Origin of the sequence: Sphingopyxis soli (assembly GCF_018682675.1) — a bacterium.
Classification (GTDB): domain Bacteria; phylum Pseudomonadota; class Alphaproteobacteria; order Sphingomonadales; family Sphingomonadaceae; genus Sphingopyxis; species Sphingopyxis soli.
Genome location: NZ_JAFMTR010000097.1, coordinates 21,698 through 40,547, shown reverse-complemented (window position 1 = coordinate 40,547; position 18,850 = coordinate 21,698). Strand labels below are relative to the sequence as shown.

At 65.3% G+C, this 18,850-nt stretch carries 20 protein-coding genes; 9 read left to right on the top strand and 11 right to left on the bottom strand.

All coding sequences use genetic code 11. The features are described from left to right. Positions 1-59: 59 nt before the first annotated feature. Together rlmN and J1N50_RS14835 are read right to left on the bottom strand one after the other, a co-directional pair. Entirely contained in the window at positions 60-1,298 is a 1,239-nt protein-coding gene (rlmN, locus tag J1N50_RS14840; protein ID WP_215355057.1) for a dual-specificity RNA methyltransferase RlmN, read from the bottom strand. A 167-nt stretch (positions 1,299-1,465) separates the two neighbouring features. After that, complete coding sequence (locus J1N50_RS14835) at positions 1,466-2,209, bottom strand: SDR family oxidoreductase (protein WP_215355055.1); 744 nt, start codon at positions 2,207-2,209, stop codon at positions 1,466-1,468. A 114-nt stretch (positions 2,210-2,323) separates the two neighbouring features. Here J1N50_RS14835 and J1N50_RS14830 point away from each other — a divergent pair, with 114 nt between their 5' ends. Next, the gene (locus J1N50_RS14830; protein ID WP_215355052.1) at positions 2,324-2,716 is read left to right on the top strand and encodes a winged helix-turn-helix transcriptional regulator; all 393 of its coding nucleotides are present in this window, start codon (positions 2,324-2,326) and stop codon (positions 2,714-2,716) included. A gap of 81 nt (positions 2,717-2,797) precedes the next feature. On the opposite strand, the gene J1N50_RS14825 is transcribed toward J1N50_RS14830, so the two are convergent. Further along, positions 2,798-3,121 (bottom strand): UrcA family protein, encoded by a 324-nt coding sequence (locus J1N50_RS14825; RefSeq protein WP_215355050.1) that lies wholly within the window; start codon positions 3,119-3,121, stop codon positions 2,798-2,800. Positions 3,122-3,271: 150 nt separating this feature from the next. Between J1N50_RS14825 and J1N50_RS14820 the strand changes: the two genes are divergently transcribed. After that, on the top strand, positions 3,272-4,153 hold the full coding sequence (locus tag J1N50_RS14820) for a LysR family transcriptional regulator (protein ID WP_215355048.1): 882 nt from the start codon (positions 3,272-3,274) through the stop codon (positions 4,151-4,153). On the opposite strand, the gene J1N50_RS14815 is transcribed toward J1N50_RS14820, so the two are convergent. Then, positions 4,150-4,842, bottom strand: coding sequence for an aspartate/glutamate racemase family protein (locus J1N50_RS14815; protein WP_215355034.1), 693 nt, complete (start codon positions 4,840-4,842; stop codon positions 4,150-4,152). The genes J1N50_RS14820 and J1N50_RS14815 overlap by 4 nt on opposite strands. Before the next feature lie 228 nt (positions 4,843-5,070). After that, entirely contained in the window at positions 5,071-5,568 is a 498-nt protein-coding gene (locus J1N50_RS14810; protein ID WP_215355032.1) for a hypothetical protein, read from the bottom strand. 170 nt (positions 5,569-5,738) lie between these two features. On the opposite strand from J1N50_RS14810, the gene dnaN reads away from it, so the two are divergent. Together dnaN and J1N50_RS14800 are read left to right on the top strand one after the other, a co-directional pair. Beyond that, positions 5,739-6,854 (top strand): DNA polymerase III subunit beta, encoded by a 1,116-nt coding sequence (gene dnaN / locus J1N50_RS14805; protein WP_215355030.1) that lies wholly within the window; start codon positions 5,739-5,741, stop codon positions 6,852-6,854. 128 nt (positions 6,855-6,982) lie between these two features. Continuing rightward, a complete protein-coding gene (locus tag J1N50_RS14800; RefSeq protein ID WP_215355028.1) occupies positions 6,983-7,261 on the top strand; it encodes a hypothetical protein in 279 nt (92 codons plus the stop codon). Between the two features lie 11 nt (positions 7,262-7,272). Here the strand turns inward: J1N50_RS14800 and J1N50_RS14795 are convergent, their stop codons facing one another. Continuing rightward, positions 7,273-8,613, bottom strand: a complete 1,341-nt coding sequence (locus tag J1N50_RS14795; protein ID WP_215355026.1) for a PQQ-dependent sugar dehydrogenase — start codon at positions 8,611-8,613, stop codon at positions 7,273-7,275. A 171-nt stretch (positions 8,614-8,784) separates the two neighbouring features. Between J1N50_RS14795 and J1N50_RS14790 the strand changes: the two genes are divergently transcribed. Beyond that, positions 8,785-9,000 carry a hypothetical protein gene (locus J1N50_RS14790; protein ID WP_156416493.1) on the top strand — a complete coding sequence of 72 codons (216 nt, stop codon included), beginning with the start codon at positions 8,785-8,787 and terminating at the stop codon, positions 8,998-9,000. A gap of 18 nt (positions 9,001-9,018) precedes the next feature. Here the strand turns inward: J1N50_RS14790 and argC are convergent, their stop codons facing one another. The 3 genes from argC to J1N50_RS14775 form a co-directional block, all read right to left on the bottom strand. Further along, complete coding sequence (gene argC, locus J1N50_RS14785) at positions 9,019-9,939, bottom strand: N-acetyl-gamma-glutamyl-phosphate reductase (protein ID WP_215355024.1); 921 nt, start codon at positions 9,937-9,939, stop codon at positions 9,019-9,021. Between the two features lie 4 nt (positions 9,940-9,943). After that, positions 9,944-10,843, bottom strand: coding sequence for a C40 family peptidase (locus J1N50_RS14780; protein ID WP_215355022.1), 900 nt, complete (start codon positions 10,841-10,843; stop codon positions 9,944-9,946). A 120-nt stretch (positions 10,844-10,963) separates the two neighbouring features. Further along, positions 10,964-12,376: a leucyl aminopeptidase family protein gene (locus J1N50_RS14775; RefSeq protein ID WP_215355020.1), complete on the bottom strand. Its 1,413-nt coding sequence runs from the start codon at positions 12,374-12,376 to the stop codon at positions 10,964-10,966. A 66-nt stretch (positions 12,377-12,442) separates the two neighbouring features. On the opposite strand from J1N50_RS14775, the gene J1N50_RS14770 reads away from it, so the two are divergent. Next, a complete protein-coding gene (locus tag J1N50_RS14770; RefSeq protein WP_215355018.1) occupies positions 12,443-13,252 on the top strand; it encodes a DUF4163 domain-containing protein in 810 nt (269 codons plus the stop codon). A 12-nt stretch (positions 13,253-13,264) separates the two neighbouring features. Next, on the top strand, positions 13,265-13,447 hold the full coding sequence (locus J1N50_RS14765) for a DUF3008 family protein (protein WP_215355016.1): 183 nt from the start codon (positions 13,265-13,267) through the stop codon (positions 13,445-13,447). Here the strand turns inward: J1N50_RS14765 and J1N50_RS14760 are convergent, their stop codons facing one another. Then, a complete protein-coding gene (locus tag J1N50_RS14760; RefSeq protein ID WP_215355014.1) occupies positions 13,448-14,983 on the bottom strand; it encodes a flavin-containing monooxygenase in 1,536 nt (511 codons plus the stop codon). Positions 14,984-15,170: 187 nt separating this feature from the next. On the opposite strand from J1N50_RS14760, the gene J1N50_RS14755 reads away from it, so the two are divergent. Beyond that, the gene (locus tag J1N50_RS14755; RefSeq protein ID WP_215355012.1) at positions 15,171-16,295 is read left to right on the top strand and encodes a DUF47 family protein; all 1,125 of its coding nucleotides are present in this window, start codon (positions 15,171-15,173) and stop codon (positions 16,293-16,295) included. 15 nt (positions 16,296-16,310) lie between these two features. After that, the gene (locus tag J1N50_RS14750; protein WP_215355010.1) at positions 16,311-17,324 is read left to right on the top strand and encodes an inorganic phosphate transporter; all 1,014 of its coding nucleotides are present in this window, start codon (positions 16,311-16,313) and stop codon (positions 17,322-17,324) included. Here J1N50_RS14750 and J1N50_RS14745 read toward each other — a convergent pair whose 3' ends face one another. Further along, positions 17,325-18,800: a DUF4403 family protein gene (locus J1N50_RS14745; RefSeq protein ID WP_215355008.1), complete on the bottom strand. Its 1,476-nt coding sequence runs from the start codon at positions 18,798-18,800 to the stop codon at positions 17,325-17,327. Between the last annotated feature and the right edge of the window lie 50 nt (positions 18,801-18,850).

Sequence of the window (18,850 nt, the reverse complement as noted above, 5' to 3'; positions counted from 1 at the left end):
AACACGGCAAAACAAGAATCTGGAGTGCCGGTTTTGATTCAATCAAAACCGAACGCACTCTAGCCGAGCGCTGCCTGCTTCTCTTCGGCGATCCGGTCGAGTTCGGCGCGCGTCGGCTTGGTCGCGGCGCTCTTCAGCTGTCCGCACGCCGCCATGATGTCGCGCCCGCGCGGGGTGCGGATCGGCGCCGAGATACCGGCTTCGAAGATCAGATTGCTGAACCGCCGCACCCGCTCGGGCGTCGAACATTCATAGGGGGCGCCGGGCCAGGGGTTGAAGGGGATCAGGTTCACCTTCGCGGGCAGCTTGTACTGCTTGATCAGCCGGACGAGCTCGCGCGCATCCTCGTCGCTGTCGTTCTTGTCCTTCAGCATCACATATTCAAAGGTGATGCGCCGAGCATTGTTCGCCCCCGGATAGTCGGCGCAGGCCTGCAGCAGCTCCTCGATGCCGTATTTGCGGTTCAGCGGCACGATCTCGTCCCGGATTTCCTTGTTCACGGCGTGCAGCGAGACCGCGAGGTTCACCCCGATCTCTTCGCCCGCGCGCGCCATCATCGGCACGACGCCGCTGGTCGACAGGGTGATGCGCCGCTTCGACAGCGCGAGGCCGTCGCCGTCCATCACGATCTTCAGCGCGCCCTTGACCTCGTCGAAATTATAGAGCGGCTCGCCCATGCCCATCATCACGATGTTGGTCAGCATCCGCCCGTCGGCGGTATAGTGCCCCGCCTCGTCGTCCTCGTCGTCGGCATCGGGCGCCGACGCCATCGTCCCCTTCGGCCATTCGCCGAGCGCGTCGCGCGCCAGCAGCACCTGCCCGACGATCTCGCCCGCGGCGAGGTTGCGGACGAGGCGCATCGTCCCCGTGTGGCAGAAGCGGCAGTTCAATGTGCATCCCACCTGGCTCGACACGCAGAGCGTCCCGCGGTCGGCATCGGGAATGAACACCATTTCATATTCCTGCCCGTCGGCGGCGGCGAGCAGCCATTTGCGCGTCCCGTCGTTCGACACCTGCGCCTCGCGCACCGTCGGGCGGCCGATGATATAACGGTCGGTCAGCCAGGGGCGCATCGATTTCGCGATATCGGTCATCGCCTCGAAATCGGTGACGCCGCGGTGGTAGATCCAGTGCCAGATCTGCTTGGCGCGCAGCTTCGCCGCCTTTGCGTCCAATCCGGCCTCGACCAGTTGGGCGCGGATCGCGTCGCGGGTCAGTCCGACAAGGTCGATACGGTTGCCGCCGCGCAAGGGAACGGTGCCCGTCGTGACGGGGTCGATATGGCCGGGAATCTGCATGATGCGCGGCCATATAGTGGCGAAGCCAGGTTTTCGCAATCCAATCCCCTCCCGCAAGCGGGAGGGGCAGCGAGGCTTGCGAGCTTGCTCGCTAGTCGCAGCGGGGTGGGCCATCTCGACGCCGCTGGCCCACCCCCGGCCCCTCCCGCAAGCGGGAGGGGAGATATTTACAGTGCCGCGAGCATCCCCAGCACCGCGTCGACATTGCCGTTCGCTTCGGCATTGCGCAGCGGCAGCACATTCTGCACCAGGATTTCGGGCGGGGTCGGTTCCTGCGCGAAGAGCGCCATCACCTCGTCGGCAAAGTCGTCCAGCGGCATATAACCCTCGCGCGTCGACTGGCCGGGGGTCAGGTCGGTGCGGACCGCTGGCGGCGCCAGCTCGATCAGTTCGACCTTGCCCTCCAGCTGGACGCGCAGCGCCTGGGTATAGCTGTGCAGTGCCGCCTTGGTCGCCGAATAGGTCGGCGCCTTGGGCAGCGGTACGAAGGCGAGGCCCGAGGTCACATTCACGATCGCGCTGTCCGCCTGCGCCGCCAGATGGTCGACGAGCGCATCGATCAGCCGGATCGGGCCGAGCAGGTTGGTGACGACCGTGTCTTCGGCGGACGAAAGGTCGCGCGCCGCGGTCGCATCCTCATAGCCCATGATCCCCGCATTGTTGACGAGCACGTTGAGCGCCGGGAACTTCGCCACAATGGCGGCGGCGAAGGCTTTGATCGCACCGGGGTCGGTGACGTCGAGCGGCGCCGCGTGCATGTTCGTGCGTCCCGCGACGGCGCTTTCGAGCTTCGCCGCATTGCGCCCGGTTATGATGACGGTGTTGCCCGCGTCGTGCCAGCGCTGCGCGAGTGCGAGTCCGATGCCCGAGCCGCCGCCGCTGACGAGAATGGTGTTGCCGCTGGTCTTCATGATTTCTCTCCTGAGGGGGTAGTGAGAAGGCCAAGATATCCCTATACTCTCCAAAAGGAAGAAGGCACCCGAAAGTGCTATAGTTACTGCAAAGAGAGTTTTGGATTTTCCGCCATGTCGACCCAGGAAAAAATCGTCCACGATCCGAACGCGCCGGTCGATCCGCGCGTCGAAATGCTCGTCAACGACCTGATCGGCCGAGTCGCCGACAAATGGACCCTGCTCGTTCTCGAGGAGTTGGAGGACAATGGGGTGCTGCGCTTCACCGAACTGGCGCGAATGGTTCCGGGGATCAGCCAGAAGATGCTCACCCAGACGCTCCGCGCAATGGAGCGCGACGGTCTGGTCGAACGGACCGTTCATCCGGTGATCCCGCCGAAGGTCGAATATCGCCTGACCGATCTCGGGCACAGCCTTGGCGAGGCCTTTTGCGGCGTCTGGCACTGGGCGGGCGACAATCTCGACCGCGTCGAGGCGGCGCGCAAGGCGTTCGACGACCGCGGCTGACGAATGAAAATCGGGGCCGCGATCCGGATCGGATCGCAGCCCCGAAAGGTGTCGGCGGAGTGCCTGCCGATCGGGTCTAATTCAGTTGCGGATTGACGCGACGCGCAGCGGTTCGCCCTGCGATGCGCCCGCGATCGCGAGGTCGGCCTTGGCCGAGGCGACCTGCATCGTGTCGCGGCGGCACTGGCGGATGTCGTTCTTTCCGACGATGTCGGCGTCCGACGCCGTGCCGCACACGGCGACGACGGCGCGCCACACGCGGTGCTGCAGCGTCCTGGCGCCGGCAGCGGTGTTGAGGTCGAGGTCGCTGTGCTGGACGACCACGGTCTGGGTCACGGGTTCGGCGAAAGCGGGCTGGCCCAGCGAGGTTGCGGCCAGCGCGGCGAGGATCAGAGTCTTTGTCATCTTCTATCTCCATCGGCCGGCTGAAGGAGGGGAGGAAGCCGGTGGAGAACCAGATAATCCATCGCCGCGCGCAATTGGAGCAACGATGTTGCGCGGGCATTCTGCATAATTGCAGAATGCGGCCGCCAGCGTTATTTTGCACAAGGCATCATGTTCGACTGGAACGATCTCAAATCCTTTCTCGCGGTCGCAGAGAGCGGCAGCACGCTCTCGGCGGCGCAGGCGCTTCGCGTCAGCCAAACCACCGTCGCGCGCCGCATCGCCGCGCTCGAGGAGGCGACCGGCCTTGAACTCTTCGAGCGTCGGCAGGCGGGCTATGCGCTGACTCAGGTGGGCGAAGCGATGCTGACGAGCGCGATGGCCGTCCGCGAGGCCGCCGACCGGTTCGAAGATGCGGCGGGCGCACGGTCGCGCGACGCGGGCGGCACGGTCAGCCTATCGACGATGGAAATCTTCGCTGTGACCGTGCTGCCGCCGATCCTCCGCGACCTTCGCGCCGCGCATCCCGGCATCCATATCCATCTCGACACGTCGGATGAGCCGCGCGACCTTTCCGCGGGCGCCGCCGACATCGCGATCCGCAGCACCAAGCAGCCGAGCGGCGCCGGGCTCGTCGGGCGGCGCATCGCCGACAATCCGTGGACCGTCTATTGCAGCCGTGACTATGCCGACCGCCACGGTATCCCGCACACGCGCGAGGAATTGGCGGCGCATCCCTTCATCGGCGGCGGGGGCTATGTCTGGGAGCCCTATCGGGCGTGGCTGAAGCAATATGCGCTCGAGGAGTCGGTGGTGATGCAATATGACACCGCCTCGGGCCTGCTCGCCGGCGTGCGCGCGGGAATGGGGCTCACCATCCTGCCCGCCTTCCTTGCCGATCGCGAACCCGGGCTCATCCGGTGCATCCCGCCCAAGCGTGAAGACACGACCGGCCTCTGGCTGCTGACGCACGAGCGCCTCCGCCACGTGCCGCGCGTGCGGCTGGTGCTCGATTTCCTCGCGGCGGAGCTGACGAAGCTGGGGCGAGCCTAGGAGCCTAACGCCCGTTCCACAGCCGCATCGACGTGCAGCGCCAGCGTGTCGAACAGCGGCACGGCACTGTCGGCCTCTCCGACCAGCAGCATGATTTCGGTGCAACCGAGGATGATCGCCTCGGCGCCGCGGTCGACGAGCGCTGCGATGACTTGCCGATACGCGCCGCGCGATTCCTCGCGGATCACACCCTGCACAAGCTCGTCGTAGATGATCCGGTGGACCGCCGCGCGGCCGGCTTCGTCGGGGACGATCACGTCGAGCCCGGCCTCCGCCATCCGCCCCCTGTAGAAATCCTGTTCCATCGTGAAGGCGGTGCCGAGCAGGCCGACGCGTCGCATCCGCGCCGCCTTGATTGCGGCAGTCACCGGGTCGGCGATGTGGATCAGCGGCAGGGCCGACGCGGCCTCGATCGCGCCCGCGCAGCGGTGCATCGTGTTCGAGCAGATCAGCAGCAGATCGGCGCCGCTGCGTTCCAGAGCAGCGGCGGCTTCGACCATCGCGCGGTCGAGCGCGGGCCAGTCGCCTTCCGCTTGCAGGACGGCGATCGGTGCGAAGTCGAGCGAGTGCAGGACGATATTCGCGGCGTGCAGTCCGCCAAGACGGTCGCGGACTGCCCGATTGAGCAGGCGATAATATTCGGCCGAGCTTTCCCAGCTCAGGCCGCCGATCAGGCCGATGGTTTTCATGACGCAAATCCCGCAGACAAATCGCTGTCCTACATTATCGGACGGGCATAGCGTTTCGACTGATGCGACGCCATGCAACTTTCCCGATCCCCTTCGCGCGCCAAACCGCGCGCGCCATACGATTCCGAGTGACGTTGCGCAGTTTTCCCGGGGATCGCTATGGCCGCATTCGAAAGAGGTGAATCGCGAGTGAAGTTACGCAGAAATCCGCCGTTTTCCGGAATGCCTTCACCGGATGCTGGCGCATCCCAGCGCCGCCGCATCGATCGCGGTGGCGGCCCCGCGCAGGCGATAGGTATCGGCGATCGCGCGGCCGCTGGCGGTGCTGCTCGCGACGCTCATGCTCGGCGCCGATCGCATCGCCGCGATGATCGCGGCGTCCATGCGCGCGTCGCTCGCCCAGCCGTGCGGGCCGTTGCCGGTCAGGATGAAGCGGCGGCTTCCGATGGTCAGGCGCAGTTCGCGCCCCGGCGCGCGCTCTTTGGACAGGCGGACATAGAATTGCCCCCTGATGCGCGACTTCGGCCAATATCCGACGCTGGCATAGGGCTTGATCTCCGGGCGTCCGATCGTCGCCGAGGGCGCCGCGATCGCGTAGCAGCGCGGGGTCGCCGACTCGCGAAACGCGCCCCAGCCCTCGAAAATTCCCAAAGCGGTACGCGGCGCGGCAAGGGCCGTCGCCGGAACCGCCGCCGCGATCAGGAAAAGGAGGGGCATCCGCCGCATTGCGCCCCGTTTGCCCGAATGGAAATGCTTTGCAAGCATGGCTTGCGCGGCGCGACGCGTTCGTTAAGGAAGGTGGACATTTTCGGGGGACGGGATTCGGGGCGAATGGCCCGCTCCGCCGGACTCTCTCAGGGACTTTCCCCTTATCGGTACAGGGATGGCGAATTAGAATGAAAGCGACGATCGAACGCGCAGTGCTTCTGAAAAGCCTCGGCCACGTCCAGTCGGTGGTCGAACGGCGCAACACGATTCCGATCCTGTCCAACGTGCTGATCGAGGCCGACAGCACCGGCCAATTGAAGCTGATGGCGACCGACCTCGATCTTCAGGTCGTCGAAACCATCGCGGCAAAAGTCGAAACGCCGGGCACGACCACCGTGTCGGCGCACACATTGTTCGAAATCGCCCGCAAGCTGCCCGAAGGCGCCGAGGTCAGCCTCGCCGCCGCCGAGGGCAAGATGCAGGTCAAGGCCGGCCGCTCGAACTTCAACCTGCCGACTTTGCCGCGCGACGACTTCCCGGTGATCGCCGAGGGCGACCTGCCGACCAGTTTCGAACTGCCCGTGGCCGAGCTCATCCAGATCATCGACAAGACGCGCTTCGCCATCTCGACCGAGGAAACGCGTTATTATCTCAACGGGATATTCTTCCACGTCGCCGAGGATGCGACCGGTCCGGTGCTGAAGGCGGCGGCCACCGACGGCCACCGCCTCGCGCGCTACACGGTGACGCGCCCCGACGGTGCGTCGTCGATGCCCGACGTCATCGTGCCGCGCAAATGCGTCGGCGAAATCCGCAAGCTGCTCGACGAGGCCGAGGGCAATGTCGAAATCAGCCTGTCGGCCTCGAAGATCCGCTTCCAGCTCGGCAACGCCGTGCTGACTTCGAAGCTGATCGACGGGACGTTCCCCGACTATAGCCGCGTCATCCCGACTGCGAACGACAAGCTGCTCAAGGTCGATCCGAAGAGCCTGTTCCAGGGCGTCGACCGCGTCTCGACGATCGCCAGCGAAAAGACCCGCGCGGTCAAGGTCGGCCTCGACAAGGATCGCATCACGCTTTCGGTGACCAGCCCCGAGAACGGAACCGCCGCGGAAGAACTCGCTGCCGGTTATGACAGCGATCCGATGGAGATCGGCTTCAACGCCCGCTATCTCAGCGACATCCTCGGCCAGGTCGATGGCGACAGCGTCGAACTCCACCTCGCCGACGCCAACGCCCCGACGCTGATCCGCGAAAGCGAGAAAAGCCCGGCGCTCTATGTGCTGATGCCGATGCGGGTTTGATCAGGGTGCGGCGCGTTCGCCGGTTGGCGTTCGGACTCGCAGCCTCGGCGGCGCTTATCGGATTCGCCGGCCCGGCTCAGGCCGCTCCGCCGGGATTCACAGCGCGGGACCGGGACGATGCGATCTGCATGGTGGTCTTTGGCTCGGTTCTTGGCGCCATGCCCGACGGCGAGGACAAGGAAGGCCTATCGAGCGTGCTGACCTATTTCATCGGCAAACTGAAGGGGCGCCATCCGGCGCTCGCCATGACCGAATTGTTAGCGCCCGATTATGTGCTGTCGCTGCACGGCGAAATAGCATCATCGGCGAAGCGCTGCGCCGAAGAGGCGGTCGCAATGGGCCTCGACCTGCAAGAGGCGGGGCGTATCCTCGTCGATCTCGACAAGCAGCCCGCGCCCACGTCCTGACCGTCTGCGGTTCAGCCCGCCTTCGACACCCGCCAGATCGTGTTGCCGGTATCGTCGGCGACCAGCGCGCTGCCATCCTTCGCGACCTTGACGTCGGCCGGCCGACCGCGCGTCGTCTTGCCGTCCTTGGCGAGGAACTGGTCGAGGAAGGTGACGGGCAGGGCGTCCACCGGCTTGCCATTGGCGCCGAACTTGACGAACACGACGTCGTACCCGGCGACGGGCTCGCGATTCCACGACCCGTGCAGCGCGATCAGCGCGCCATTCGCCCAGCGCTCGCCGAGGTCCAGCTTGTCGGTGAAGGTGAAGCCCAGCGGCGCGACATGCGCGCCGAGCCCATATTCGGGGCGCTTCACATATTGGCGGCGATCCTCGGCCTCGGGCGGCACGCGCGGATCGATGAAGCCGCCCCAATAATACCAGGGCCAGCCATAGAAATCGCCCTCGGTCACATCGGTCAGATAGTCGGGGACAAGGTCGCTGCCGAGCATGTCGCGCTCGTTGACCACCGTCCACAGCCGCTCGCTGCCGGGGTAGAAGGCCAGGCCGACGGGGTTGCGCAGGCCCGCGGCGAAAGTGCGCATATATTTGTTCTCGGGCCGCACCTCGAGCACGCTCGCGCGGCGCACCTCGTTGCCCATGCCCTTTTCGCCAATGTTCGAATCGGCGCCGACGCCGACGTAAAGCCAGCCGTTGGGCGCGGCGACGAGGCTTTTGGTCCAGTGGCGGTTGGTGCCCTTTGCGGGCAGATCGACGAGCTTCGCCGGCTTGCCGCTCATCGTCGTCTCGCCCTCGACGTAAGGGAAGGCGAGTATCGCGTCGGTGTTGGCGACGTAGAGCGTCTTGCCGACCAGCGCCATACCATAGGGCGAGTTGAGGCCGGTGATATACGCGGTCTTGACCTCGGCCTTGCCGTCGCCATCGGCATCGCGGAGCAGGGTGATGCGGTTCGCCGATGCGCCGCCGGCGCCCGCCTTGCTCATCATCGACTTCATGATCTTGCCCTCGATCCCGCCGTCCTTGCGTGGCGGGCTCTCGGCTTCGGCGACGAGGACGTCACCGTTCGGGAGCACGAGCATCGAGCGCGGATGGTCGAGTCCCTCCGCAAAGCGCTCGACCTTGAGGCCTGGCGCCGCGCGCGGTGCCTGGCCCGCGGGCCAGCTCGTCGCCTCGGGCACGTTCATCGTCGGGATGGTCTGCGCATTCTGCGACGCCATCACGGGCACCCGGCCGCTGAGTTCGGCGGTCGAGAAGCGCGCCACGTCGGGCCGCGATAGCACATAGAGTATGATCCCGCCGACGACGATCAGGACGGCGAGGGCGATGGCGGCATATTTCAGGATTTTGCGCATGGGATCGGTCTTACACGGCGGCGGGACGACGGCAAAGGGGCGATTGGCAGTGCCCGATCGTTAACGCGCGCGTCGCCGGGATTAACCTTACCCCGGCGTTCATTACGGTTGGGAACGGGGCGGTGACGCGGGCCGTTTAGAGCCGATGCCGGAACATAGGCCGGGAACGACATGCATCTGCCATCACCCTATCTCGCCGATCGCGGCGCTGTCGAGGATGCGAACGCGATGATCCGCGAACATGGGGAGGAAGCCGGTTTCGCCGCAGCCGCCCGCGCCGAGCAGTATCGGGTGCTCGGCAATCACGTCCATTTCGCGCGCTGGCGCCAGATCGAACGGCTGATCACCTATCTGTCGATCGACATTGCCCTCGACACCGTCCACTAGGCGCTCGTTATCTAGGCGCTAGATCCGCAAGCCCGCCGTTTCGGGCAACCCTGCCATGATATTGAGGTTCTGGACACAGGCGCCGCTCGCGCCCTTGCCGAGATTGTCGAGCCGCGCGACGAGGCGGATCTGCGTGCCGTCGGGGCTGGCGTAGAGCATCAGTTCCATCCGGTCGGTCGCTTCGTCGCTTTTCCGCAGCAGCAGCTCGCTTTCGTCGCCTGCGCGGCTCACGCTGACCAGCGGCGACCCGTCGAAATGAGCTGCGAGCGCGTCGAAGGCGGCGTCGGCGGTCTGGGCGTCGAAGCTCAGCGGAACCTCGACCAGCATTCCGCGATAGACGGGCACCACGGCAGGCGCGAACAGCGGCGGATGCACCAGCCCGGCGCCGTGCGTCATTTCGGGCACATGCTTGTGCGCGAGGTTCAGGCCATAGCTGCGAAAGCCGATGTCCTCGTCCGCCTCGAACCTTGCGATCAGCTCCTTGCCGCCGCCCGAATAGCCCGACACCGCGTTGACGCTGAGCCGCGCGTCGCGCGCGACGATCCCCGCGGCGACCAGCGGCGCGACGAGCGCAAGAAAGCCGGTTGGGTAACAGCCGGGGTTGCTGACGCGCTTCGACCTCTCGATCGCGTCGCGCTGCGCGGCGCCGAGCTCGGGAAAACCATAGGTCCATCCTGGCGCAACGCGGTGCGCGGTGGATGCGTCGATGATCCGTACGGCGGGATTCGTGACCATCGTCACCGCTTCGATCGCGGCAGCGTCCGGCAGGCAGAGGATGACGAAGTCGGCGCCGTTCAGTGCCTCGGCACGGCGGGCGGCGTCCTTGCGCTCGGCGTCGGGCAGCGCGACAAGCGAGAATTCGTTCCGCCCGGCGAGCCTTTCGGCGATTTCCAGGCCCGTCGTTCCCGCCGCGCCGTCGATGAAGACCGTCCGGATCATGGCCTTATCGCAGTCTTTTGTAGCTGCTGACGGGCACGTCATTGCCCTTCGCGGCCGACCGCTTCGCAACCTCGGCAAGAGGTTCGACGCGCACCTCCATCCACTGGCGGCTGGCGTGGATGATGTTCCGGCTATCGGCCATGATCCCGACATGGCCGGGAAAGAAGACAAGGTCGCCGCGCGCCAGGTCGGCGGGGCGGATATCCTTGTCCGCACCGAGCGCCGCAAGCTGCAGGTCGCTGTCCCGGGGCAGTTGCACACCGGCCGACGCCCAGGCGAGTTGGACCAGCCCCGAGCAGTCGATGCCCCTCGCGGTGCGGCCGCCCCACAAATAGGGCGTGCCGACCATCGACTCCGCAATCGCGGCAGGATCGTCATGCTCGCTGCCGACCTCGACCACCGCGGCGAGCGGCAAATAACCATGGGCGGTCTTCAGCCATTCGCCCTCGGCCTCGCCCATCACGAGCGCCCCGCGCGGCAGGACGGCAGGTGCCCCGGCGGCGGCGTCGGGCGCCGAGTGCAGCGCCGCCTCGATCATGTCGACGCGGTGCGTCGGAGCGATCGGCGCACCGAGCGCTTCGGCCGCCAAATAGCCGACATAATGATCGGCGAGGCTGTAGCCCCAGGCCCAGCCGCCCGTGAGATCGAGCAATGCGAAGCCCTCGCCGAACAGCAGCTCGCTCGTCTGGTCGGCGTCGAGCGACGGCGACCCGCGCATCACCGCGGCGGGCAGCACGCCGCTCACCATCATTGGCGCGGCGTAATGCGGCGCAAAATGAATGCCCGCAACTGCAATGTCGGCGAGGTCGGGGCGGATTGCGACGATGCGTGGATCGAACGCGTGCGATTTGCCCGTCAGGCCGAAATGATCGCGGCCCTGTCCGGCCAGGCCGGGGCGTCCCATGCGCACGCGGTTTGCCGCTGAATGTTCGCCGCTGTTCGCTGTCACGTCTCGTCCTGCAACTAGTCCCCATCCGCGCTTCGCGGACAGTCGCGGCGCATTAGACCAGCGCCCCCGGCTTTATCAAGGACGATCGCCCTTCTTGCGGCGGTCATAGCGGGCTTGAAGCATCGCCCATGCGGCGCGCAGGCCGAGTGCGGCGCCGCCCTTCGGTCGGCCGGGCTTTGCCGAGGGGCGCCAGGCAAAGGTGTCGAAATGCGCCCAGGGCGTGCCGTCGGGAACGAAGCGCTTCAGGAACAGGGCAGCGGTGATCGATCCGGCGAAGGGCGAACTGCCGGCATTGCCGATATCGGCGATATCGGTTTCGAGAAGGTCGGCATAACCATCCCATAACGGCATCCGCCACAGCGGATCGTCGCGGTCGGTCCCGCCCTTGAGCAGGTCGTCCGCCAGGCTGTCATCGTTGGCGTAAAGCGCCGGAAGGTCGGGGCCCAGCGCTGTCCGCGCAGCACCCGTGAGTGTCGCGAAATCGACGATCAGTTCGGGCTTCTCCTCGCCGGCTCTGGCAAGCGCATCGCCCAGCACCAGTCGCCCTTCGGCGTCGGTATTGCCGATCTCGACCGTCAGCCCCTTGCGGCTCTTGAGCACGTCGCCGGGCCGGAAGGCATCGGCCGAAATTGCATTCTCGGCCGCCGCGACGAGGCAGTGGAGGCGGACCGGCAGACCGCTTGCCATCACCAGTTCGGCAAGCGCGAGCACATGTGCGGCGCCGCCCATATCTTTTTTCATCAGCCGCATCCCCGCTGCGGGCTTGATGTCGAGCCCGCCGCTGTCGAAGCTGATCCCCTTGCCGACCAGCGCGACACGCGGATGATCGTCCTTGCCCCATTCGATTTCGATCAGTCGCGGCGCATGGTGCTTCGCCGCCGCGCGCCCGACCGCGTGGATCATCGGATAGCCCTGTTCGAGCGCTTCCCCCTTGGTCACGGTCAGCTTGGCGCCGTGGGCCTTGGCAATGCGTTCGGCCGCCTTTTCGATCGCAGCGGGCCCCATGTCGGCGGCAGGCGTGTTGACGAGGTCGCGGACGAGCGCGGTCGCGCGCATCTCGGCAACCGCCGGCGCGATCGCAGCGACATCGGTGGTCAGCAGCACGCGCGGTCCCTTAGTCGGCGGGTTCGATTTATACGCGTCGAACCGATATTGTGCGCTCAGCCATCCGAACAGCGCCTTGCCCGGCTGATGGCCCTCAACACGATAGCGCCCCTCGGGCAGGATCTGGGCGAGCTTGGCGAGACACCATGCAGACAGCTCCTCGACTTTCGCCACCGTCGTGACGACCGCCCAGCGCTCGGGATCGTCGCCGGGCAGGATGGCGTGGACGTAGGCGTCCGGCTTGAAACCCACCGCGGCCAGATGCGCGCGCTCGCGGGCGTTGCGCCCCTTCAGCCATTCGTCATAGCCCTTCTTGTCGACGAGATGGATCGGGCGGGCGTCCTGCCCCTTGTCGGGCTGGATCAGGTCGGAATAGTCGGTCATGCCGAGGTGCTAGGCCGCCAGGGATATTTTGTCGATTCCCTGCGTTGTTCGATCATGTCCTACCGAATGACCGCCATCATCCTCCCGATGCTGCTGCTCGCTGCAGGCTGCTCGCAGGATGAGCCGACGAAGGTCGACAAGGCGGTCGCCGCATTGGTCCCGGGCGCCCCGCCCGGCGGAAGCGAGGCTGCGCTGGCCAATGGCGCGCCCGCCTCGGACATAAGGGAAAAGAACGATCTGATCGAATTCGCCTATGCCTACCCCGCCGAGGCGGCACAAATTCCCGAGCTCGCCAGATTTCTCGACGCCGATCGACAGGTCAAACACAGCGCACTGGTCGCGGCGGCGGAGCGCGACAGGGCGGCATCGGCGAAGGGAGGTTTTCCTTATCATGCGCACAGTCATCTGCAGAAATGGCTGCTGGTCACCAATACGCCCCGCTTTCTCAGCCTTTCGGCCGAGATCGGGACATATGCAGGCGGCGCTCATGGGATGACGAGCTTCGACACGCTGCTGTGGGATCGCAACAAAGGTGCGCGGCTGAAACCGGTCGATCTGTTCAGCAGCCCCGAAGCCTTCGACGCCGCGATCCGCGAGGATTTCTGCGACCGGATCAAGCAGGCAAAAGCCGCGAAGGGCATTCAGACCGCCGACGAACCCGGGAGCCCGTTTGCCGAATGTCCGCCCGTGTCTGCGCAGACCGTCTGGGTCGGATCTTCGGACGGCCGCTATCTGGACCGGATGACGATCGCCATCGCTCCGTACGAGATCGGGCCCTTTGCCGAGGGGAGCTACAAGATCAACATGCCCATAACGTCGGCGCTGGTGCGCGTCGTGAAGCCGGAGTTCGCGCGCGACTTCCTGCCCGTCAACTGAAGGAGACCGACTGTGCCGGCCAGATCCAAAGCACAACAGAGAGCAGCGGGTGCCGCGCTCAGCGTCAAGCGCGGCGAAACGTCGAAGTCGAAACTCAAGGGTGCGTCCAGGGACATGCTCGAAAGCATGACCGAGAAACAGCTCGAGGATTTCGCGAAAGGCTCGACCAAAGGAAAGCCCGAACGCCTCGGCTGATTATTCGGCCGCTTCGAGTTCCGCAGCTGCCGCAGCGCGCGTCGCCACCGCGCCGGCCTTGGTGAAGGTCAGCACGCCGTCGGCGATCTCGCCAGTGCGCATGTCGACGCGGTCTTTCACATAATGCTGGTTGAGCCGCCAGGGCAGCGCATCGGCATTCTTCGGCAGGATGTGCAGCGAACGCTGGATATAGCCCGACGAGAAGTCGAAGATATTCTCTTCGGTCAGGCTGTTCGGATCCTCCAGCACCGGGGTTGCTATATCGGCGCCGGCCGCCTTCATGTGGTTGAGCACGCGGCAGACATATTCAGCCACGATGTCGGCGCGCAACGTCCAACTGGCGTTGAGATAGCCGAACACGACCGAGAAATTCGGGACGTTCGAGAACATGCACGCCTTGTAATAGAAATGCTCGTTCCACTGGATCGTTTCGCCATCGACGCGCACCGGTATTTTGCCCGCGACCGCAAGTTTCAGGCCCGTCGCGGTGACGATGATGTCGGCGTCGAGATGCTTGCCCGATTTGAGCTGGATGCCGGTGGCATCGAAGCGTTCGATATGGTCGGTCACCACCGATGCCTTGTCGGCCTTCATCGCCTCGAAGAAATCGGCGTCGGGGACGAGGCAGAGACGCTGCTCCCACGGATTGTAGGGCGGGGTAAAGGCTTCGGGGTCATATTTGTCGCCCAGGTTTTTCTGGAGCTGTTTGGTCAGGAACTTGCGAACCTTCTCGGGCTTGGTGCGCGCCTTGTTGAAGACGATGTCCTGCATCTTCACATTCTTGAAACGGGTGATCTTGTAGGCGAGCTCGCTCGGCAGAACCTTGCGGAGGAAGTTCGCGAAGGCGTCCTTGGCCGGGCGGATCGCATACCAGGTTGGCGTGCGCTGGAGCATCGTGACATGGGCGGCGCCCTTGCCGTCGCCCTTTTCGGTCATCGAGGGAACGATGGTCACCGCGGTGGCGCCGGAGCCGATCACGACGACTTTCTTGCCGGCATAGTCGAGATCCTGCGGCCAGAATTGCGGATGGACGATCTGCCCCCGAAAATCCTCGCGACCCGCAAATTGCGCATCGAATGGCTCGTCATAGTCATAATAGCCCGACCCGAGATAGAGCCAGCGCGCCGTCGTGGTCGAGGCCGCGCCCTTTTCATCCTCCATCGTGACCGTCCAGCGCGCGGCGGCGCTGTCCCAGTCGGCGCCGACCACCTTGGCGTTGAAGCGGATCTTGTCCCGGATACCGCGCTCGTCGACGATACGATTCAGATACTCGAGGATCGATGGGCCGTCGGCGATCGACTTCTCATGCTTCCACGGTTCGAACACGAAGCCCAGCGTGTGCATGTCGCTGTCCGAACGGATCCCCGGATAGCGGAACAGGTCCCAGGTGCCCCCAAGGTTGGCGCGCCGTTCGGCGAGGGCGAAGCTGCGGTCGGGGCAGTTCATCTGCAGGTGCACGGCCATGCCGATGCCCGAAATGCCCGCGCCAACGATCAGGACGTCCTGGTCCACCGGGCTCGCCGTGCCTGCCATCATATCGTCTCCCGTTTGTCTTTGGCCCGCAGATTACGCACCGCGTTGCATTTTGCAATCGAATTGACACGCGTGAAAGTAATGTGCGCGGCAATGTATCATTGCTGCTGTCACAATATTGTCATAGAGGCGTCACCAGTTTGCAATCATTCGCCGCGGGGGGCGCGGTAGGGGGTATTTGGCCAGTTCGATGCGTCAGATCGCAGTTCTTCCTTATCGGTTCGGCGGCGTGGACAAGGATGGTCCGACCGAGATCCTGCTCGTCACCTCGCGAGGTACGGGGCGCTGGGTCATTCCCAAGGGAAACCCGCTCACCGGTCTCGACCGGCACGCCTCGGCGGCGATCGAAGCCGAGGAGGAGGCGGGCGTGCTCGGTGCCGTGTGCCCGACGTCGATCGGCAGTTACGAATATCGCAAGCGCCGCGCGAACGGCGCCGCGATCATGTACAATGTCGAGGTGTTCCCGCTCGCGGTGACGCGCGAACTCGACGTATGGAAGGAAATGGACGAGCGTGAACGGCGCTGGTTCACACTCGATGCAGCGGCCGCGTCGGTCGAGGAGCCCGATCTTCAGGCGATGATCCGGTCGTTCGGCGACCGCGGCTTTCGCGCCGCGGCGCAGCGGTCGGGTGTCGTCTATAATGTTGCCCAAAAGACAGGGGTCAATCACATGTTCGGCTGGTTCCAGCGCCTGCTTCCGAAGCAGGGCAATTTCTTCGAGCTGTTCGAGGCTCATGCGGCGACGCTGACCGCAGGGGCGGAAGCACTCGCACGGATGCTGCAGGGCGGCGAGGGCATGGCCGACCATGTTCAGGAGATCATCGAGCGCGAGCATGACGCCGACGCGATCACGCGCGAGGTGTTGCAAACCGTTCGCCGCACCTTCCTCACCCCGTTCGATCGCAGCGCGATTACCGATCTGATCGCCTCGATGGACGACGCGATCGACGAAATGCAAAAGACCGCAGGTGCGGTCGACCTGTACGACGTCACCGAATTCGAGCCCGAAATGCGCGACATCGCCGGCCTCATCGTCGACGCCGCGCGCCTTACCGCCGAGGCGTTGCCGCTGCTACGCAATATCTCGGCGAACGGCACGCGCCTTCATGAACTCACCGAGCGTCTGGTGCGCATGGAGGGCCATGCCGACGAGATCCACGCCGCAGGCCTCAAGCGCCTGTTCAAGGAACATGGCGAGGCGAACCCGACGCAGTTCCTGATCGCGCGGGAGCTGTTCCGCCACCTCGAACGCGTCACCGACAGCTTCGAGGATGTCGCGAACGAAATCGACGGCCTGGTCATCGACCACGCGTAAGCGGCGGCGCATCCGATGCACGAACTCGCTTTTCCGCTCCTCGTCGGCCTGATCCTTCTCGCGCTGGCGTTCGACTTCCTGAACGGCCTGCACGATGCGGCGAACAGCATCGCGACCGTTGTTGCGACGCGCCTCTTGCGGCCGGTTCAGGCGGTGATCTTTGCCGCTTTCTTCAACTTCGCGGCCTATTTCCTGTCGCTGGCGTTTCCCGAACTGCACAAGGTGGCGGAAACGATCGGCAAGGGGATCATCGACAAGGATCTGGTGACCCCGGCGGTCGTGTTCGGCGCGCTGGTCGGCGCGATGGTCTGGAACGTCGTGACCTGGTTCAAGGGCATTCCCTCGTCGTCGAGCCATGCGCTGGTCGGCGGAATCGTCGGCGCCGGCGTGGCGCACGCCGGTTTCGAGGGGATCGAGTGGGCCGGGCTGAACAAGACGGTGCTCGCGATCTTCCTGTCGCCGATGCTCGGCATGTTGCTTGCAATGCTGGTGATGCTGCTCAGCAGCTGGGCGCTGCGGCGCGCGACCGCGAAATTCGCCGAAAGCAGCTTTCGCACGCTGCACCTCTTCTCGTCGGCGGCCTATTCGCTGAGCCACGGGCTCAACGATGCGCAGAAGACGATGGGGATCATCACCGTGCTGCTCTATTCGACGGGCTATATGACCGGCGAGTTCCATGTCCCCCACTGGGTCGCGATCAGCTGCTATATCGCGATCGGGCTCGGCACCCTGTCGGGGGGCTGGAAGATCATCGAGACGATGGGCGGCCGCATCACCAAGCTGTCGCACCATCAGGGTTTCGCGGCCTCGACCGGCGGGTCGATCGTCGTGTTCACTGCCAGCCTGCTCGGCATCCCGGTGTCGACGACGCACACGATCACGGGCAGCATCATCGGCGCCGGTGTCGCGCGGCGCGCGAGCGCCGTGCGCTGGGGCGTTGCGAGCAACGTGGTCGCTGCGTGGTTCATCACCATTCCCGCCAGCGCCGTTGTCGCGGCGACCTTCTACGCGATTACGCGTCTCTTCTGATCATCTCGTCGGCCGGTAATCGACGCTTGCGGCGCCGGTCAGGCGGACGGGGAGATAGAGTCCGTTGCCATAGGCCTTGATCTCGCCGGTCTCGAAGTCGTCCACACGGGTGCGGATGACGAAGGCACCTTCGCGCCGTCGGTCGACCGCGCGCCGGATCTTGCCTTCCAGTTCGTCGAGGTCGCGGGTGAAATTCTGCGTCAGGGCGTCCGCGATCAGTGGTGCGAAGCCTTCGCTGCGGCCCAGCAGGACCAGCAGGTCGCCGCCGACCCCGTCGGTGTCGCCATTGATCGTGAGGTCGGTGAAGCGGACCTGCGCCGATCCCGGCCCGTTCGCCGGGATTGCGGTCATCCATATTCGCCCGCGCGTCGGCTCGCCGGTCCGCGCCTGCAGCCGGGCCTCGACATCGGCGCCGATCGCGATCCGCCCGCCGGGCGCGCCATAGATGGTCGACGGACCGAAGGTGACGTCCATCGCGCCGAGCTTTGGCAGCACGAAAGGGCGTAGCGATCGTTTGGCGAGAGCGCGGTCGACCACCGGCTGGAGCTGCGCATAGTCGGCGATCACCGGCACGCGGACATCGAGATGTGGGCGCGGCGCTTCATGGACCAGTTTCGGTAGCGGGGTCGGCATCGGATCGTCGGGCCGGCCCGAGACGAATGTTTCGGTGATCCCCTCGATGCCGAGATTGAGGCGCAGGCGCGTGCCATCGAGGCGATAGCCGCCATAGAGGATACGTTGCGGCGTCACGCGCATCCAGACGGGCGGATTCTCTTCGTTGAGCTCCAGCGAGGTGAAGGCCTGCCGCCAGATGTCGGCTGCCTGGCTTTTAAGGTTGATCTTGCCGATCTCGCGGTTCGCCTCGCGCTCGACGCCCGCGATGACGGGCTTCAGTTTCGCGTCGGCCTCGTCGGTGAAGGTGATCCGCTTGCCCAGAAAGTCGATGCCGGGCGGGTTAGTCCAGCCATAGGTGATGCGCGCTTTGCCGCGCAGGCGCCAGTCGGACGCCATGTCAACGCGGATGCGCGCGTGCGCGAGCGCCGATCCGGTCGCAGTCTCGCCTTTCAACACCCCACCGACGTCGCGGGCGGCAACGGTTGCGTTTAGCGGTACGTCGACGACAATCTCATTGCCTTCGCCGCGTAGCCGCAACGCCCCGCGCGTGACCCGGCCGACGATGGTGCAGGGAATGGCGGGCGTAACTTTCACCTTCCTGCCGAACAGCTTGACTCGCTGCGGCGGCACGCATGCCTTTTCGCGTTTGTTGATCGTCCACAGCGTCTTCGGGATCGCGCGTTCGAGTTCCAGCTTGAGCGGCGCGATGCTTGCGTCGATCGGCACCGCGATCAGCGTGACTTGGCTGGGCGTAGGGGCAGTGTCCGTTGCGCGTGGCGGAGCTGCATCGCCGCCCTTCGCCGGGTCGCAGGCGGCGAGCGTCAGCAACGGAATAGCGGTCAGCGCCTTGATGGGATGCATGAAACGCCCCTGATCGATGCCTGCTTCTAACACCGATCGCCAAAGGCTGT

Excerpts from the sequence above, each read along its gene's own strand:
- J1N50_RS14835 (WP_215355055.1), bottom strand. The coding sequence starts at position 2,209 with ATGAAGACCAGCGGCAACACCATTCTCGTCAGCGGCGGCGGCTCGGGC.
- J1N50_RS14830 (WP_215355052.1), top strand. The coding sequence starts at position 2,324 with ATGTCGACCCAGGAAAAAATCGTCCACGATCCGAACGCGCCGGTCGAT.
- dnaN (WP_215355030.1), top strand. The coding sequence starts at position 5,739 with ATGAAAGCGACGATCGAACGCGCAGTGCTTCTGAAAAGCCTCGGCCAC.
- J1N50_RS14775 (WP_215355020.1), bottom strand. The coding sequence starts at position 12,376 with ATGACCGACTATTCCGACCTGATCCAGCCCGACAAGGGGCAGGACGCC.
- J1N50_RS14815 (WP_215355034.1), bottom strand. The coding sequence starts at position 4,842 with ATGAAAACCATCGGCCTGATCGGCGGCCTGAGCTGGGAAAGCTCGGCC.
- J1N50_RS14820 (WP_215355048.1), top strand. The coding sequence starts at position 3,272 with ATGTTCGACTGGAACGATCTCAAATCCTTTCTCGCGGTCGCAGAGAGC.
- J1N50_RS14795 (WP_215355026.1), bottom strand. The coding sequence starts at position 8,613 with ATGCGCAAAATCCTGAAATATGCCGCCATCGCCCTCGCCGTCCTGATC.
- J1N50_RS14790 (WP_156416493.1), top strand. The coding sequence starts at position 8,785 with ATGCATCTGCCATCACCCTATCTCGCCGATCGCGGCGCTGTCGAGGAT.
- J1N50_RS14825 (WP_215355050.1), bottom strand. The coding sequence starts at position 3,121 with ATGACAAAGACTCTGATCCTCGCCGCGCTGGCCGCAACCTCGCTGGGC.
- J1N50_RS14760 (WP_215355014.1), bottom strand. The coding sequence starts at position 14,983 with ATGATGGCAGGCACGGCGAGCCCGGTGGACCAGGACGTCCTGATCGTT.
- J1N50_RS14755 (WP_215355012.1), top strand. The coding sequence starts at position 15,171 with ATGCGTCAGATCGCAGTTCTTCCTTATCGGTTCGGCGGCGTGGACAAG.
- argC (WP_215355024.1), bottom strand. The coding sequence starts at position 9,939 with ATGATCCGGACGGTCTTCATCGACGGCGCGGCGGGAACGACGGGCCTG.
- J1N50_RS14745 (WP_215355008.1), bottom strand. The coding sequence starts at position 18,800 with ATGCATCCCATCAAGGCGCTGACCGCTATTCCGTTGCTGACGCTCGCC.
- J1N50_RS14800 (WP_215355028.1), top strand. The coding sequence starts at position 6,983 with ATGGTGGTCTTTGGCTCGGTTCTTGGCGCCATGCCCGACGGCGAGGAC.
- J1N50_RS14750 (WP_215355010.1), top strand. The coding sequence starts at position 16,311 with ATGCACGAACTCGCTTTTCCGCTCCTCGTCGGCCTGATCCTTCTCGCG.
- J1N50_RS14780 (WP_215355022.1), bottom strand. The coding sequence starts at position 10,843 with ATGGGACGCCCCGGCCTGGCCGGACAGGGCCGCGATCATTTCGGCCTG.
- rlmN (WP_215355057.1), bottom strand. The coding sequence starts at position 1,298 with ATGCAGATTCCCGGCCATATCGACCCCGTCACGACGGGCACCGTTCCC.
- J1N50_RS14810 (WP_215355032.1), bottom strand. The coding sequence starts at position 5,568 with ATGCGGCGGATGCCCCTCCTTTTCCTGATCGCGGCGGCGGTTCCGGCG.
- J1N50_RS14770 (WP_215355018.1), top strand. The coding sequence starts at position 12,443 with ATGACCGCCATCATCCTCCCGATGCTGCTGCTCGCTGCAGGCTGCTCG.